This window comes from Allobosea sp. 2KB_26 (genome assembly GCF_052115715.1).
GTDB lineage: Bacteria > Pseudomonadota > Alphaproteobacteria > Rhizobiales > Beijerinckiaceae > Allobosea.
The window spans coordinates 278197-293959 of sequence record NZ_JBFRHE010000001.1 but is presented as its reverse complement, the minus strand read 5'-3'; the positions used below and the strand labels follow the sequence as shown (position 1 = coordinate 293959).

The following is a 15763-nucleotide window of genomic DNA, read 5'->3' as shown; positions in this document are numbered from 1 at the left end:
GCCGTGACGAGACTGTCTAAACGGGATACGAGCTAAGGCGATCAGCGGCGATGTTGGTGGCGATGACTGTTTTGGGTACCGGTGTTCTGCGGAATGCCGACGACGCCCTTTACACCGCCAACCACGCCTCCGGCGACTCCGCCAACGACCGCTCCTGCAACGCCGCCGACCGCTCCGGCCGCTCTGTTGCCGATATCGGCGCCTTGGGCAGCACCACGCGGGACGCCCTGAGCGCTCGCTGTCAGAGGTAAAGCGAAAATCGTGAGAGCCATTGCGCCGGCGAAAGCGAGAGATCTGGTTGTCATGATCATGGTGTCCATTCGGATCACAGCGCCGCCCAGCGGGCACTCGGCGGTCGAAGGGAAAACCGCTTCCTCGGCACATAGTTCCGGCCGTCTTGCCGATTCCGCACCCATTTCATCGCGGCGATCGAGAGTGACGGCGAGGCCCGGCGTGCGCCAGGCCCTAACCCAAACTCACAGAGGCTTGCGTTACGTGCCGCCGAACTGCTGCGGCGGCGCCGAGCCCGGCCGCGAATCGCCGTCGAAGGCCGGCAACCCGTCCGTTTCCGCCGCTCGGAAGTGGCTTGGCGGGGCACCGATGACGCGCTTGAAGGCGCGGCTGAAGGCGGCCTCCGATTCATAGCCGAGCCGGCGCGCGACAATGGCGATCTTCATCCGGTCGCGGACGAGCCATTGCCGGGCCTGATGCATCCTGACCTGCACGACGTAACGGGCCGGCGTCTCGCCAACGACGCTGGCGAAGCGCTCGGCGAAGGCGGAGCGCGAGGCGTGCATGACCCGGGCAAGCGCCTCGACGGTCCAGTCCTCGCTCGGACGGAGATGGATCGCGGCCAGGACCCGCCCGATATCGGGATCGCGCGCCGCGGCGACCCAGCCGGTCGAATCACCGCAACCCCGTTCGACCCAGGAGCGGATCAGCGCAGCGGCGACGACGTCGGCCAAGCGGGTGAGGATGCTGCCGGCGCCGACGCGGTCCAGCGCAAGCTCGCAGGCCATGGTCGTGAGCAGGGGCGGGATGCCGGGCTCGTTGGCGGCAAGTTCGTGCATCCGCATCAGTTCGGGCATCATCCGCAACAGCGGGTGCTGGCCATCGACGTTGAAGTTCATGCTGCCGCTAAAGAACATCGTCTGTTCGCCGTCGCCGCCGCCGCGCGCTTCGGCGATGTCGCCGCAGACGGTCTGGAGCTGGCATTGTCCGAGCGGCTTGGTGCAGGCGCCGGGCGCGCTCGCCAAAGCATGCTCGGCGCCGCGCGGCAGCAGAACCGCATCGCCCTGCTCGAGACGGACCCAGTCATTCTCCGGCGTCCGGAGCCAGCAGCCGCGTTCGGCGACGAAATGGAAGCGCGCCGCCTGCTGGGCCGGAAAGAGCAGGCCCCACGGGGCGGTCATCTGGAAGCGAGCATAGTCGACGCCCTCCAGCCGCAGGCCACGGAGCATTTCTGTCAGCGGATCGGTCATGGAATTCTGGACGAATGATCAAGCATTGCGGATTTCCTAACATGGAAGCTCCAGGGCGTCATCTCTACTTGTCGGGTCCGACGTCCTGGAGACCGCTATGTCCGACACTCTTTCCGCCACCGCCGACCCGCAATTCATCCCCGCCGAGATCGAGGAACGCACCGAGGCGGCCTGGCCGGCGATCTTCTCGCTCACCATGGGCGTGTTCGGACTGGTCACGGCCGAGTTCCTGCCGGCAAGCCTGCTCACGCCGATCGCTGCCGATCTGGGCATCAGCGACGGAGCGGCCGGACAGGCCGTGACGGCGACCGCCGTCATCGGCGCGGTCGCCGGTATCGCGACCGCGATCATGACGAGAGGCATCGACAGGCGCATCGTGATGTGGGCGCTGACGTCGCTGCTGGTGGTATCGAGCCTGCTGGCCGCGGTCGCTACCGGGCTGACAACGCTTCTCTTCGCGCGCCTGCTGCTCGGCATCGGCCTCGGCGGCTTCTGGTCGATGGCGGCCGCGACCGCGATGCGATTGGTCCCGGCAAGGCTGCTGCCGCGGGCGATGTCGATCATCTTCACCGGCGTCTCGGTCGCCACAGTCAGCGCCGCACCGATCGGCGCCTATCTCGGCGAGGCAATCGGCTGGCGCGCCGTCTTTGCCATTTCCGCCGGGATCGGCGCGGTGACGCTGCTCGCCCAGGTGCTGACGCTGCCGAAGTTGCCGCCGCTGGCTGCGCCAAGCATCGGTACCCTCTTCGAGCTGCTGGGGCGGCCGAGCATCCGGCTGGTCCTGTTCGCAGTTCTGGTCATCATCTCCGGGCACTTCGCCGGATTCACCTATGTTCGCCCGTTCCTGGAGCAGGTGCCGCTGCTGAAGGTCGAAGCGATCTCGCTGGTCCTGCTGGCCTATGGTGTCGGTGGCTTCTTCGGCAATTTCGCCGGCGGCGCCGTTGTAGCACGCAGCGTCAAGGCCGCCGTCGTGCTTGGCTCGCTCGCCATTGGCCTGGCAGCGCTCACGCTGCTCCTCTTCGGCGCCTCTATCGTCGTTTCCGGCCTCGCGATTGCGCTGTGGGGCTTCGCCTTCGGCTTCCTGCCGGTCGGCATCCAGACCTGGACGGTGCGCGTCGCGGCCGATCAGGCTGAAGCTGCGGGCGGCCTTCTCGTCGCCGCCTTCCAGGTCGCGATTGCGGGCGGAGCGATCTTCGGTGGATTGCTGGTCGACCATCTCGGCGCATTGGGGGCCGTCGGCTATCTCGCCACCGCGACGCTGCTCGGTGCTGCCCTCGTCCTCGGCCTGGGCCGCGAGCCACCGGCCGCCAGCGGCGCGGCGCCAGCCCTGGCCGGCTGAGATCGGATGGCGATGGTCCGTGTGATCGTCGCCATCACTTTTCTTCAAGACAACGGGGCCGGTATTCGCTGTATCCTGCCGGCCATGGAATTGATCAGCCAAGGCGAAGCGCTGCTGGAGACTCCGCTGCTGGCGGGGGAGCACGCGCGCATCTTCACGGCCTCACGTTTCGCGGGGCTGGAATGCCTGTCGGCGAAGTTCCAGACGCATTCCTACGCCCCGCATGCGCACGAGACCTATGCGATCGGCACGATCGAAGCGGGCTGCGAAATCTGGCACGCACGGGGCCAGCGGCTTTACGCCCATGCCGGCGACATGGTGTTCAACCATCCGCTCGATGTCCATGACGGGCTGCCGCATGCCGATGGCTACCGCTACCGCATGACCTATCCTACCGTCGAACTGATGCAGGAGGTTGCGGCCTCGCTGACCGGCCACGAGGTGCTTGGCACCCCGTTCTTCGCCGAACCCTGCGTTCACGACCGGGAGGCTGCCGCACTGTTCTCTGCCGCGCACCGTCTGCTGGAGGAAAGCGGCGATGCCCTGGCGGGTGAAGAGGGGCTATTGCGCGCCTACGCCTTCTGCCTGGCGCGGCATGCCGATCTTTCGGTGCGTCCGGTAGGGCGCGAGCGCGGGCCGATCGCCGAGACGCGTGCGCTGCTTGAGCAACGCTATGACGAGGACCTGTCGCTGGCCGAGATGGCGCGGCGGAGCGGGTTGCCACGACATCATCTGATCCGGGCCTTCCGTCGCGAGACCGGCCTGACGCCGCACGCCTATCTCGTCGACATCCGCGTCCGCCGGGCGCGGGAACGCCTGCGCCGTGGCGAGATGCCCGGCGACGTTGCGGCGGCGACCGGCTTTTGCGACCAGGCGCATCTGACCCGCGCCTTCAAGGCGCGGCTCGGCGTCACCCCGGGCGCTTTCCGCGCTGCCCATCTGGCCTGAAGGGCTGTTTGCATGTCCGTCCTCGACGATGCCCGTCTGGGCTTCAGCGATATCTGGCCGGCCGCCGTGGCTGCGCTTCCGATCGGCCTGCTCTTTGGCGCGCTCGCGGCGGCCAAGGGCCTCTCCCCGCTCGAGGTCTTCGTCATGGGGGCACTGGTCTTCGCCGGCGGGGCGCAGTTCGCTGCGGTTGAACTCTGGGCAAGCCCGGCGCCGGTCTTTGCCATCATCTTCTCGACCCTGCTGATCAATGCCCGCCATGTGCTGATGAGTGCGTCGATCGCGCCAAAGCTCGGGCGTTTCAGCACGGCCCAGAAGCTGATGGGTCTGTACCACATGGCCGACGAGAACTGGGCGTTGGCCGAGAAGCGCGCCCGCGTGCGGCAACTCACGCCCGCCTACTGGTTCGGCATGATTGTTCCCTTCGTTTCATGCTGGCTGATGACTACGACGGTGGGCGCGACAGTGGGAGCGGCAATGGGCGACCCGCGCAATCTGGGGGCCGATTTTGCCTTCACGGCGCTGTTCATCGCCCTGGTCGCCTCGTTCTGGAAGGGCAGGGTGACGTTCTGGACGGTGGCAGCCGCCGGTATCGCATCGGCGCTGACCTACAAGCTCGTCGGGCCGCCCTGGCATGTCGCGGCAGGGGCGCTGAGCGGTCTGCTGGTCGCCTGGCTGGCTGCGGGGACAGAGCCAGCTGTGCTTGCGGAGGGCGTGAAGTCGTGACGCTCGACACGCTGAATCTCGTCGCCATCCTGGGTATGGCGGCCGTCACCTATCTGACGCGGATCGCCGGACTGGCGCTGGCCGGGCGGCTCGATCTCTCCCCGCGTGCGCAGGCAGCCTTCGACGCCATTCCACCGGCGGTGCTGGTCGCGGTTATCGCGCCGAGTGCGCTGGCCACCGGCTGGCCGGAGACCGGCGCCGCACTCCTCGCCGCACTCGCCGCAACGCGGCTGCCGCTGCTGGCCGTCGTTGCCGTTGGAGTGCTGGCCGTGGTCGGGCTGAGGATGGTCTAGGAAAACGCCTCAACCATCCGCCACGATAAGGGCAAGCCCGACGATCGCGGGTGGCCGTGTCACGGACGTGGCCTTTGCCTATAGCGGCCTGCAGGCCGCTTCCAGCCAGGTCTTCGCGTCGCCCTCCAATTGCGGGCTGAGCTTGGCCCAGACCTGTGCATGATAGGCATCGATCCAGGCGATCTCGCCCGCATCGAGCAGCGAGGGCTCGATCAGCGCCCGCTCGTAGGGGCACCAGGTGATGGTCTCGAAACCGTAGATCGTGCGGTCGCCGCCGGGGATGTTCCGCTCCTCGACCACGATCAGGTTCTCGATGCGGATGCCGTACTCGCCCTGCTTGTAATAGCCGGGCTCGTTGGAGAGGATCATGCCCGGCTCCAGTGGCGTCGTACCGAGCTTGGAGAGCCGCTGCGGTCCTTCATGCACCGAGAGATAGCTGCCGACGCCGTGGCCGGTGCCATGATCGAAGTCGAGGCCGGCCTGCCAGAGCGGCAGGCGGGCCAGCGCGTCGAGCTGCGCGCCCGATGTTCCCTTGACGAAGGCCACGCGCGAGATCGCCAAATGGCCCTTGAGCACGCGGGTATAGCGATCGCGCATTTCGGCGGTCGGCGTGCCGACCGCAATGGTGCGGGTGATATCGGTGGTGCCGTCCTCGTATTGTGCTCCTGAATCGACCAGGAAGATGCCAGGTTCGAGCCGACGATTGCTCGATTCCGTGACGCGATAATGGGGCAGGGCGGCATTGGGACCGGCGCCGGCGATGGTGGTGAAGGAGACGTCCTTGAGCAGGCCGGTCTTCAGCCGCTCGGCCTCCAGCGCTGCAACCGCATCGATCTCGGTGAGGGTCCCCTTCGGTGCCTCGCGCGTGAGCCATGTCAGATAGCGCACCACGGCCGCGCCATCGCGCAGATGTGCGGCGCGCGTGCCGTCGAGCTCGGCCCCGTTCTTCCTTGCCTTCATCAGCGCGATCGGATCGGCGCCAGCATCGGGCGTGCCGCCGGCTTCGCGGATCAGAGTGGCGAGCGCGGCGGCAGCCGTCGCCTGGTCGAGACGGACCTTGGCCCTGGCCTTGCCCAGCGCCTTGAGCTGCTGCTCCAGCGCTGCAGGCGCGGCGATCTCGCCGACAGCGCCGATGGCGTCGCCAGCCTCGTTCGTGATTTTCTCGGGTGCAAGGAAGACGGTCGGCCGGCCTTCGCGCGGTATGATGCCGTAGCCCAGAGGCAGGGGTGTGTGTTCGACATCACCGCCGCGGATATTGAAGGTCCAGGCCAAGGCATGCGGGTCGGAAATGACCAATGCGTCGACCTTGGCCTTGGTCAGCGCCTCCTGGATGCGTGCAAGCTTGCTGGCGGTGGTCTCACCGGCATAGTCGCTGCGGTGGGCCTTGACCGCAGCGGCTGGGGGGGCCGGGCGATCGCTCCAGAGGGCGTCGATGGGGTTCTGCGAAACGGCGGTCAGCGTGCCGCCGGCAGCCTCGACCGCCTTCTCCAGCCTGGCGACGCCATCGACAGTGTGCAGCCAGGGATCGTAACCCAGTCTCGCTGCCGCGGGCAGGTTCGCTTCGATCCAGCGTTCGAGCGGAGTCTCTTCCATCTTCACCGGCGCGACGACCTTCGTGTCGGTCTGCTCGGCTGACTGGATGGTGTAACGGCCGTCGACGATCAGGACTGCCTTGTCGGCCAGCACGACGGCATTGCCGGCCGAGCCGGTGAAGCCGGTAAGCCAAGCGAGTCGCGCCATGTGGGCGGGGACATATTCGCCCTGATGCTCGTCGGCGCGGGGCACGATGAAGCCGTCCAGGCCTTGTGCAGCGAGCGCCTTGCGCAGGGCCGCGACGCGGGGTGCGACCTCGGCCGGATTGCTCGGTTCGGAAAAGGACTGGAAGCGGCAGGTCGGCAAGCTGTGCGCGGGCGATTCGGTCATGACGGGTCCAAGCATGGCGATATCCACCATCGTTGCGTCAGAACCGGCGGAAGGCCAGCCCAAAAGCAGCATCCTGCCCTGCTTTGTCCGTAGGCCCGCAAGGCCGCTGCTTTGGGCGCTGTGCCTCTTCGCTATGCAATGGGCGTCAAGTGTTAATGGAATTTGGGGATACGCATGCATTCTATGCATATCTCGCATCTGCGAAATCATCTTCTCGCAAGTGCGAAGAAGTACCACTTTGGTTGCATAAGAGAACGAGGAAGCGACCGGGACTGTCCTTCGTTTGGAATGAGGAGATGGACCTGTGACCTATGTACTGAATGCGACCGACGCCCTGCCTGCCGCCAAAGCCGTGAACACGGCGGGGCTGAGCTTCTGGCAGCGCCTCTATGTCGCAATGATCGAAAGCCGTCGCCGCTCCGCCTTTCGTGAGCTGCGTGCGCGCTCCTACCTCGTCAACGAGGCGGAGATCGTGCTCGGCGGCTTTCCGCAAACGGCGCTGAAGAACGACGCCGCGCTTCCGTTCAACCGCTGATTTCTAGCGCCGCGCCCGAAGGGGCCGCCCGCGCGCAGAAAAGGACCAAGACCATGATCGCCATCGTCAAGCATGTTTTCGAATGGGTCGTCGATACGGCCAAGTTCACCGCCGCCGTCTGGCACGACGCTCGCGCCCTGCAGGCAGAGGCGGAACAGAAGTACGGCCACATCGCTTTCTGAGCCTGAGCTCGAAGCGACAAACGCCCACTTTGGGTGGCTGGCCTAGTAGGGGCGGCGCGGTCTTGGGGCCGCGCCGCCCTTTTTCATGACCAGGGTGGCCCAACCCTCGCGCAGGGACTGGCGCGCCAGGAACAGGCCCTGGTGCCGGTAGGTCGAGACGATCCCGGCGACATCCATCGCCAGAAGCCCGGAGAGGATCAGGGTTCCGTCCGGCGCCAGCACGCGCGCGAGGGACGGGGCGAGACGCTTCAGCGGGCCGGCCAGAATATTGGCGAACACCAGATCGAAATGGCCGGGCCGGTTTGCCTTGGCGTGGAGCAGGCCGGGCGCGACATAGAGATCGAGCGCCCCTGGCGCATGGTTGACCCGGGCATTGCGCGCTGCGACCTCGACCGCGACGGCATCGATATCGCCGGCGACGACGCGGCGCTTCGTCTGCATCGCCAGCGCGAGCCCAAGAATCCCGGTGCCGGTGCCGACATCCAGGCCACGCAGTGGGCGGCGCTTCTTGAGTTCGGCATCAAGCGCCAGCAGGCAGCCGGCCGTGGTGCCGTGATGGCCGGTGCCGAAGGCGAGCGCCGCCTCGATCTCGATCGCGACATCATTCACCCGCACCGTGTCGCGGTCATGCGCGCCATGGACGAGCACGCGTCCGGCCCGTACGGGCTTGAGCCCGTCGAGGCTGGTGGCGACCCAATCCTTCTGGTTGACGGTGGTGAAGGGGGTTGAGTCGATGCTGTCGCCGACGATTGGGCGCAGCATGTCACGCACCGCATCTTCATCAGGATGGGTCGCGAAGTAGATTTCGACCTTCCACGGCGCGCTCAGCGAAAGCGTGGTGACGCCGTCCTCGATCTCGAAGGAGGAAATGGCGGTCTCGGTCGGATCGAAGATCTCGCCGAGCAGTTCCGTCAGCGCGCGCGCCTTGTCGCCGCTGGTTGAGAGTTCGAGCACGGTCGCGACCGTGGCTGGGAGAAGACCTTCACGCATGCGGGCGGGATAGCAGGGGCGAGGGCGGATGTCATGCGCCGTCGGCAGGGGCGACGAGGTCCTTGGTCATGAAATAGCGGGTCGCTCCGGGCGGTTCGAGCGCGATCTCACCGAAGACGCTCCAGCCAAAGCGCTTGTAGAACTCCGGCGCCTGGAAGCTGAGCGTGTAGAGCACCGCCTTGCGGCAGCCTCGGCGAATACCCTCGGCCTCTGCCATCTGCAGAATGCGGGTGCCGAGGCCCGACCCGCGCTGGGTCTTGGGCACATAGAGCAGGTCGACGAACAGCAGGCCGAGCGAGGTGCGACCGAGCAGTCCGCCAATCAGTTCATCACTCCTGCTGTCTTTGATGGTGATCGTCAGCGGCGTGTGGTCGCTGACGCCGCCCATCTCGACATTGTAGTCCCGCAGCCCCTGCGAAATCACCGAGTGGAGATCGGGGTTGGCGGTGTCGGTCAGATTGACCGCGACGTCGGGCATCGTGCTGATCCTGCTGGCTTGGAGCCGGCATTCCTGCGGAACCGGCCTGGGGCAATCCGGGCCTGCATAACCGCTTCGGCGATGCTCTGCATCGGCGCGCCGGACATGACGGCTGCGCTTGCTCAGCCCGCCTTCTGCACGAAGGAGTCCAGCACCATCTTCCGGCCGGCCTTGTCGAAATCGACGGTCAGCTTGTTACCGTCGACGCTGGCGACGGAGCCCGGGCCGAACTTGATATGGAAGACACGGGCGCCGGCATCGAAAGCGGAGCTGCCGGTCGATTTCGCCGTCAACTCGCCCTCGATCAGCACCGGGCCGCGCTGGCGGCCTGAGCCCGAGCCACCCTGGCCGAAACCACGGCCGCTGTTGTCCGAGAAGCCTGAGCCGCCGCCGTTCCGCGCGCGGTTCTCCTGAGCGCGCTGCCAGCCCGGCGTCTGGTAGGAGGAGCCAAAGCTTTCCATGCGGTCGAAGCGCGAGGCGCCATAGCCGCCCTGGCTATAGGTCGACGGCGCCTGAACGACCTCGACATGCTCCTCCGGCAACTCGTCGATGAAACGGCTCGGCAGGCTAGACTGCCAGAGGCCATGAATCCGGCGGTTCGAGGCGAAGAGGAGCTTCAGGCGCTTGCGGGCCCGGGTCAGGCCGACATGGGCGAGGCGGCGCTCCTCTTCCAGCCCGGCGCGGCCGCTTTCGTCGAGCGCGCGCTGGTTCGGGAACAGGCCTTCCTCCCAGCCGGGCAGGAAGACGGTATCGAATTCGAGCCCCTTGGCCGCATGCAGTGTCATGATGCTGACGCGCGCCTCGGCCTCGCCACCATCGGCATCCATCACCAGCGAGACGTGCTCAAGGAAGGCCGGCAGGTCTGGGAACTCGTCCAGGGAGCGCACCAGTTCCTTGAGGTTCTCGAGGCGGCCGGCCGCATCGGCCGAGCGATCCTTCTGCCACATCTCGGTATAGCCGGATTCCTCCAGCACCTGCTCGGCAAGCTCGCCCTGCTTCATGTGTTCGGCCTTGGTCGACCAGCGCGCAAAAGCCTCGACCAGTTCGCGCAGCGCGGTGCGGGCCTTTGGCTTCAATTCCTCGGTCTCGACCACGGCACGGGCCGATTGCAGCAATGACAGGCCGGTTGCGCGGGCATGGTTGTGCAGTAACTGCACTGTCGCGTCGCCGAGCCCGCGTTTCGGCACATTGACGATACGTTCGAAGGCGAGATCGTCGGTCTGGCTCACCACGCAGCGCAGATAGGCCATGGCGTCGCGGATTTCGGCCCGCTCATAGAAGCGCGGGCCGCCGATGACGCGATAGGGCACGCCGACATGGACGAAACGCTCCTCGATCTCGCGCATCTGAGCGGAGATGCGGACGAGAATGGCGACCTCGGCAAGGTTTTCGCCCTTGCTCTGCATCGCCTCGATCTCGTCGCTGATCAGGCGGGCTTCCTCCTGGCTGTCCCAGGCGCCGGTAATGGTGACCTTCTCCCCGGCCTCATCCTCGGTGCGCAACGTCTTGCCGAGGCGGCCTTCGTTGCGGGCAATCAGCTTCGAGGCGGTGGCGAGGATATGCCCGGTCGAGCGGTAGTTTCGTTCCAGCCTGACCACGACCGCGCCGGGAAAATCGTGCTCGAAGCGCAGGATGTTGTCGACCTCGGCGCCGCGCCAGCCATAGATCGACTGGTCGTCGTCGCCGACGCAGGCGATGTTGCGCCGGCCCTGCGCCAGCAGGCGCAGCCAGAGATACTGGGCGGTGTTGGTGTCCTGATACTCGTCGACCAGAATGTAGCGGAAGCGCTCATGATAGGTCGCGAGCACATCGGCATGGTCCCGGAACAGCGTCAGGCAGTGCAGCAGCAGATCGCCGAAATCGACTGCGTTCAGCGTTTTCAGCCGCTCCTGATAGGCGGCGTAAAGGGCGCCGCCCTTGCCTCCGGCGAAGACGCCGGCTTCACCCGGCGGCACGTCCTTGGGGGCAAGCCCGCGGTTCTTCCAGCTGTCGATGAAGCCCGCCAGCATGCGGCCGGGCCAGCGCTTCTCGTCGATCCCCGCGGCCGTGATGACCTGCTTCATCAGGCGGATTTGGTCGTCGGTATCGAGAATGGTGAAGTCCGAGCGGAGATCGAGGAGCTCGGCATGGCGGCGCAGGATCTTGGCCGAGATCGAGTGGAAGGTGCCGAGCCAGGGCATGCCTTCGGCCACGGGGCCGACCAGGCTTGCGATGCGCTCCTTCATTTCGCGCGCCGCCTTGTTGGTGAAGGTCACCGAGAGGATCTGGGACGGGTAGGCGCGGTTCGTGGCGATCAGATGGGCAATGCGCGTGGTCAGCACGCGGGTCTTGCCGGTGCCGGCGCCGGCCAGGACCAGAACTGGGCCATCCGTGGCCTCGACCGCTTGCCGCTGCTCCGGATTGAGGCCTGCCAGATAGCCGGCCGCCGGCTGTGCAGCGGCGCGGGCGGCGAGGCCGCCGGGGCGGGGCAGAGGGGCGGACGTGGTGTGATCGGACAAGGCTTCAGGTCGCTTTGATCGTGATTCGTTCCAGAGGCAATATAGGCTGTTGCGCCGCAGATTGCTGGATAAGGCTGTTGGGGGTTGAATGCTCGCCCGATCGACAGGACGCGCCGCGATGAATGTGGATATCGCCTCCCGCCATTCCACCCATGACGTGACGAACCAGGTTCCCATACTGTGCGATTACGACGCCTTCGCGGCTGATCCCGTGTTGCAGGCGGCGGCCACCGCCTTCGATGCAGGCTGGGCCTCGGAGCGCCTGCACGCGGCGGGGCGCATTGTCGGTTCGGCGCAGGTGCAGGATCTGGCGCGACTGGCGAACAGGTTCACGCCCGAACTCAGGACGCATGACCGGTTCGGCAACCGCATCGACCAGATCGAGTTCCATCCGGCCTGGCACGAGCTGATGGGGCTCGCGATCGGGCAGGAGACCCATTCGCTCGCATGGAACAGGCCGGGCCCGGGCGCACAGGTGGCGCGTGCTGCGCTCTCTTATCTCTGGAGCCAGGGCGAAAGCGGCATCTGCTGCCCGATCAGCATGACCTATGCCGCGATCCCGGTCCTGAGGCAGGATCCCGACCTCTGGAGCAAGTGGGGCGCCCTGGTCAGCTCCAACCGCTATGACCGGCGCCAGACGACCGCCTCCGCCAAGACGGGGGCGACTGTCGGCACGGCAATGACCGAGAAGCAGGGAGGCTCGGACCTGCGCCAGACCCAGACCATCGCCGAGGACAATGGCGACGGGACATGGTCCCTGACCGGGCACAAGTGGTTCTTCTCGGTGCCGCATTCCGACCTGTTCCTGACCTTGGCCCGAACCGCCGAGGGCATTTCCTGCTTCGTCGCGCCGGGCTGGCTGCCGGACGGCTCGCGCAACGGCGTGGCGATCCAGCGACTCAAGGACAAATGCGGCAATCGCTCGAATGCCTCGTCCGAGGTCGAGTTCCGCGGTGCGATCGGCCAGATGATCGGAGAGCCAGGCCGGGGCCTGCGCACCGGCCTGGCCATGAACCAGGGCTCCCGGCTGGACATTGCGGCGGCGTCGGCCGGGCAGATGCGGCTCGCCGTTTCGCTGGCGGCGCATCACGCTGCCCATCGGCGCGCCTTCCAGCGCGGGTTGATCGACCAGCCGATCATGCAGAACGTGCTGGCCGATCTTGCGATCGAGGCCGAGGCCGCAGCGTGGCTCGCCTTTCGGCTCTTTGCGGCGCTCGACCGTCAGGACGCGAGCGAGAGCGAACGGTTGCTGGCGCGGATCGGCGCGCCGATTGCGAAATACTGGGTCTCGAAGCGCGCGCCGGCGGTCGTGGTCGAGGCACTGGAATGCCATGGCGGCAACGGCTTCATCGAGGAAAACCCCATGGCCCGGCTCTATCGGGAGGCGCCGCTCAACAGCGTCTGGGAGGGCTCGGGCAACGTCATTTGTCTCGATGTGCTGCGCTCGCTGGAGCGAGAGCCAGGCTCTCTCGTGGCGCTGATCGGGGAGATGCGAACCGCGGCCGGCGCTGACAATCGCTTCGATGCGCATTTGAGCGCGCTGGAGTCGGAGATACCCACTCTGGTGCGAAGCGAAGGGCAGGCGCGGCGGCTGGTCGAGCGGCTGGCCCTGGCGCTGCAGGCCTCGCTGCTGCTGCGACATGCGCCTCACATCGTCGCGGACGCCTTCATCGCGACGCGGCTCGAGGGGCGCTGGTCGGGCCATTTCGGCGATCTGCCGGTGTCCGTCGATGCTTCCGCGCTGGCGCATCGGGCAGTCCCGGCTGTGGAATAGCACTCACGAGCTTGCGCGGCCGCCCTCCCGAAAGAGGGAGCGCGGCCGGCTGATCCGGCTCAGGCCTCGGCTTCAGCCGGAGCGAAATCCATAGCGACGCCGTTGATGCAGTAGCGCAGTCCGGTCGGTGGTGGGCCGTCAGGGAAGACATGGCCGAGATGGCCGCCGCAGCGGGCGCAATGCACCTCCGTGCGCCGCATCATGTAGCTATTGTCCTCGCTGATCCCGACCGCGCCCTCCAGTGGCTGGTCGAAGCTCGGCCAGCCCGTGCCGCTCTCGAATTTCTTGCCGGACTGGAACAAGGGGTTGCCGCAACCGGCGCAGGTGAAGCGCCCGGCGCGCTTCTCGAAATTCAAGGCGCAGGAGCCAGCGCGCTCGGTGCCATGCTCGCGCAGCACGTGGTACTGCTCCGGCGTCAGGCGGCGGCGCCACTCCTCGTCGGTCAGCTGGAATTCGAACTCACCGGCTTCCCTGGCTTTGCCGCCGAACAGTCCGGACAGTCCCATCGTCATTCTCCCGTTCAAAGGTTTCGGGCGGAATATGGGGATGATCGCGCTCCACGTCAGCCCGCCTTCACGGATAGCTGATCCGCAAAGCGCGTCACCCAACCGTCACGCGACTCCTCTAGTCGGCTCGCCATCGCAACGGACCGCGCGAGGAACGAAGAATGCAGACGGCGCGTACGGTTCGGCGGGAAACCACAATGGGCCTGACCACGGCGGTGCATCGCAGCAAGCCGTTGTCACGGGCGGGCATCCTGGAACGACTGTTCACCCTGGCCTTTTCCGGGCTCGTCTATCCGCAGATATGGGAAGACCCGGTCGTCGATATGGAGGCGCTGGACCTGCGCCCTGATGACCATGTCGTCGCAATCGCGTCCGGCTCCTGCAACATCCTGTCCTATCTCACCGCCAACCCGGCGAAGATCAGCGCTGTCGATCTCAATGGCGCCCATATCGCGCTCGGCAAGCTCAAGCTCGCCGCGCTAGACAGCCTGGCAGGCCACGAGGAGTTCCTGCGCTTCTTCGGCGAGGCGCAATCGCAGGCGAATATTGCGCTCTATGACGGCGAGATCGCGCCACGCCTCGATGCCGTTTCACGAAGCTACTGGGAAGGTCGCAGCCTGAGCGGCCGCCGGCGCATCCAGGTCTTTGCCCGCAATTTCTATCGGTACGGCCTGCTCGGCCGTTTCATCGGAGCCGGGCATCTGCTTGGCCGCACGCTCGGCTGCGATCCGCGCGTGATGCTTCAGGCGCGCAACATCGAAGAGCAGCGCGCCCTGTTCGACAGGCATATCGCTCCCGTCTTCGACAAGCCCCTGGTACGTTGGCTGGTGCGCCAGCCGGCCTCGCTCTATGGGCTCGGCATCCCGCCGGCGCAGTACAAGGCGCTCGCGGCTGACGGCGACGCCGGGATACGTGGCGTGCTTCGGCGCCGGCTTGAAAGGCTGGCCTGCGGCTTCGACCTGAAGTCGAACTATTTTGCCCGGCAGGCCTTTGGACGGGGCTATGCGACAGACGAGAACGCATCCTTGCCGCCCTATCTTGAAAGGCGGAATTTCGCGGCTGTTCGAGAGCGGGCCGGCCGCGTCGGCTATCACCAGAGCGCGATCACGGCCTTTCTCGAGAGCCAGCCTGCGAAGAGCTGCGATGCCTATGTGCTGCTCGATGCTCAGGACTGGATGAATGACGCGGATCTCACCGCGCTTTGGTCGCAGATCACGCGCACGGCGCGACCCGGCGCACGCGTGATCTTCCGGACGGCCGCCGATGAGCGACTGCTGCCCGGCCGGGTGCCGGCCTCGATTCTCGCGCAATGGCGCTATGAGGAGGCACGCAGCCGCGAGCTTGGAGAGCGCGATCGCTCGTCGATCTATGGCGCCTTCCATCTCCATGTGCTGCAGGGGGCGGCGGCATGAGCGCCGGCCGCGCCACGACCGAGGCCGCCGGCCTGATGGACCGGATGTATCGCCACCAGCGCCATATCTACGACGCCAGCCGCAAATTCTATCTGCTTGGCCGGGACCGGCTCATCGCCGAACTCGATCCTGCGCCGGGCAGCGCGATCCTGGAAATCGGCTGCGGCACCGGGCGTAACCTGATCAAGCTCGCCCGGACCTATCCCGGCACGCAGTGTTACGGTCTCGACGTCTCGGCCGAGATGCTCGCGACGGCGGAGAGAAGCGTGGCAAGATCGGGGCTCTCGGAGCACATCCATCTGGCACAGGCGGACGCGACCTGCTTCGACGCGCCGGCCCTGTTCGGGCGCGACGGATTTGATCGCATCGTCATCTCCTATGCGCTCTCGATGATCCCGCCCTGGCGGGGCGTGATCGCTCAGGCGCTGCGGATGCTGACGGCGACCGGTTCACTGCATATCGTCGATTTCGGCGACCAGACCGGCTTGCCTGCGTCGTTCAGGGCCGTCCTGAATTGCTGGCTGACATTGTTCCATGTCACGCCAAGACATGATCTGCCTGAGGCAATCGCCGAATTGTCGCGGATCGAGGGCGCCGAGAGCCGTACAACGCGGCTCCTTCGCGGCTATGCCATCCATGCCGTGGCAACGCGGCGGGCCGCCTGAGCAGCGGGCGCTGGAC

General features: G+C 66.5%; 16 protein-coding genes. 9 read left to right on the top strand and 7 right to left on the bottom strand.

Annotated features, from left to right (window positions below; translation table 11 throughout):
• Nucleotides 1-41: 41 nt before the first annotated feature.
• Both AB4099_RS01485 and AB4099_RS01480 read right to left on the bottom strand, forming a co-directional pair.
• Nucleotides 42-320 carry a hypothetical protein gene (locus AB4099_RS01485; protein WP_162768077.1) on the bottom strand — a complete coding sequence of 93 codons (279 nt, stop codon included), beginning with the start codon at nucleotides 318-320 and terminating at the stop codon, nucleotides 42-44.
• A gap of 171 nt (nucleotides 321-491) precedes the next feature.
• Nucleotides 492-1481 (bottom strand): AraC family transcriptional regulator, encoded by a 990-nt coding sequence (locus AB4099_RS01480; protein WP_441476783.1) that lies wholly within the window; start codon nucleotides 1479-1481, stop codon nucleotides 492-494.
• Between the two features lie 97 nt (nucleotides 1482-1578).
• On the opposite strand from AB4099_RS01480, the gene AB4099_RS01475 reads away from it, so the two are divergent.
• The 4 genes from AB4099_RS01475 to AB4099_RS01460 are packed head-to-tail and all read left to right on the top strand — an operon-like array spanning nucleotide 1579 to nucleotide 4784.
• On the top strand, nucleotides 1579-2820 hold the full coding sequence (locus AB4099_RS01475) for an MFS transporter (protein ID WP_113513748.1): 1242 nt from the start codon (nucleotides 1579-1581) through the stop codon (nucleotides 2818-2820).
• 6 nt (nucleotides 2821-2826) lie between these two features.
• Complete coding sequence (locus AB4099_RS01470) at nucleotides 2827-3768, top strand: AraC family ligand binding domain-containing protein (protein WP_441476782.1); 942 nt, start codon at nucleotides 2827-2829, stop codon at nucleotides 3766-3768.
• 12 nt (nucleotides 3769-3780) lie between these two features.
• On the top strand, nucleotides 3781-4491 hold the full coding sequence (locus AB4099_RS01465; protein ID WP_441476781.1) for an AzlC family ABC transporter permease: 711 nt from the start codon (nucleotides 3781-3783) through the stop codon (nucleotides 4489-4491).
• Nucleotides 4488-4784, top strand: coding sequence for an AzlD family protein (locus tag AB4099_RS01460; protein ID WP_113513743.1), 297 nt, complete (start codon nucleotides 4488-4490; stop codon nucleotides 4782-4784). The genes AB4099_RS01465 and AB4099_RS01460 overlap by 4 nt, the downstream gene beginning before the upstream one ends.
• A gap of 78 nt (nucleotides 4785-4862) precedes the next feature.
• Here the strand turns inward: AB4099_RS01460 and AB4099_RS01455 are convergent, their stop codons facing one another.
• Nucleotides 4863-6722, bottom strand: coding sequence for an aminopeptidase P family protein (locus AB4099_RS01455; RefSeq protein ID WP_441476780.1), 1860 nt, complete (start codon nucleotides 6720-6722; stop codon nucleotides 4863-4865).
• 289 nt (nucleotides 6723-7011) lie between these two features.
• Between AB4099_RS01455 and AB4099_RS01450 the strand changes: the two genes are divergently transcribed.
• On the top strand, nucleotides 7012-7242 hold the full coding sequence (locus AB4099_RS01450) for a hypothetical protein (protein WP_113513741.1): 231 nt from the start codon (nucleotides 7012-7014) through the stop codon (nucleotides 7240-7242).
• Nucleotides 7243-7295: 53 nt separating this feature from the next.
• Nucleotides 7296-7424, top strand: a complete 129-nt coding sequence (locus tag AB4099_RS01445) for a hypothetical protein (RefSeq protein WP_441476779.1) — start codon at nucleotides 7296-7298, stop codon at nucleotides 7422-7424.
• A 42-nt stretch (nucleotides 7425-7466) separates the two neighbouring features.
• On the opposite strand, the gene AB4099_RS01440 is transcribed toward AB4099_RS01445, so the two are convergent.
• The 3 genes from AB4099_RS01440 to AB4099_RS01430 form a co-directional block, all read right to left on the bottom strand.
• Nucleotides 7467-8414: a 50S ribosomal protein L11 methyltransferase gene (locus tag AB4099_RS01440; protein ID WP_441476778.1), complete on the bottom strand. Its 948-nt coding sequence runs from the start codon at nucleotides 8412-8414 to the stop codon at nucleotides 7467-7469.
• Nucleotides 8415-8445: 31 nt separating this feature from the next.
• Entirely contained in the window at nucleotides 8446-8892 is a 447-nt protein-coding gene (locus AB4099_RS01435) for a GNAT family N-acetyltransferase (RefSeq protein WP_441476777.1), read from the bottom strand.
• A 122-nt stretch (nucleotides 8893-9014) separates the two neighbouring features.
• Nucleotides 9015-11390, bottom strand: a complete 2376-nt coding sequence (locus tag AB4099_RS01430; protein WP_441476776.1) for an ATP-dependent helicase — start codon at nucleotides 11388-11390, stop codon at nucleotides 9015-9017.
• Nucleotides 11391-11508: 118 nt separating this feature from the next.
• Here AB4099_RS01430 and AB4099_RS01425 point away from each other — a divergent pair, with 118 nt between their 5' ends.
• Entirely contained in the window at nucleotides 11509-13164 is a 1656-nt protein-coding gene (locus AB4099_RS01425) for an acyl-CoA dehydrogenase family protein (RefSeq protein ID WP_441476775.1), read from the top strand.
• A gap of 59 nt (nucleotides 13165-13223) precedes the next feature.
• Here the strand turns inward: AB4099_RS01425 and msrB are convergent, their stop codons facing one another.
• A complete protein-coding gene (msrB, locus tag AB4099_RS01420; RefSeq protein WP_113513728.1) occupies nucleotides 13224-13670 on the bottom strand; it encodes a peptide-methionine (R)-S-oxide reductase MsrB in 447 nt (148 codons plus the stop codon).
• Between the two features lie 161 nt (nucleotides 13671-13831).
• Here msrB and AB4099_RS01415 point away from each other — a divergent pair, with 161 nt between their 5' ends.
• Together AB4099_RS01415 and AB4099_RS01410 are read left to right on the top strand one after the other, a co-directional pair.
• Nucleotides 13832-15082, top strand: coding sequence for a BtaA family protein (locus AB4099_RS01415; protein WP_441476774.1), 1251 nt, complete (start codon nucleotides 13832-13834; stop codon nucleotides 15080-15082).
• The gene (locus AB4099_RS01410) at nucleotides 15079-15747 is read left to right on the top strand and encodes a class I SAM-dependent methyltransferase (RefSeq protein WP_441476773.1); all 669 of its coding nucleotides are present in this window, start codon (nucleotides 15079-15081) and stop codon (nucleotides 15745-15747) included. The genes AB4099_RS01415 and AB4099_RS01410 overlap by 4 nt, the downstream gene beginning before the upstream one ends.
• Nucleotides 15748-15763 lie beyond the last annotated feature (16 nt).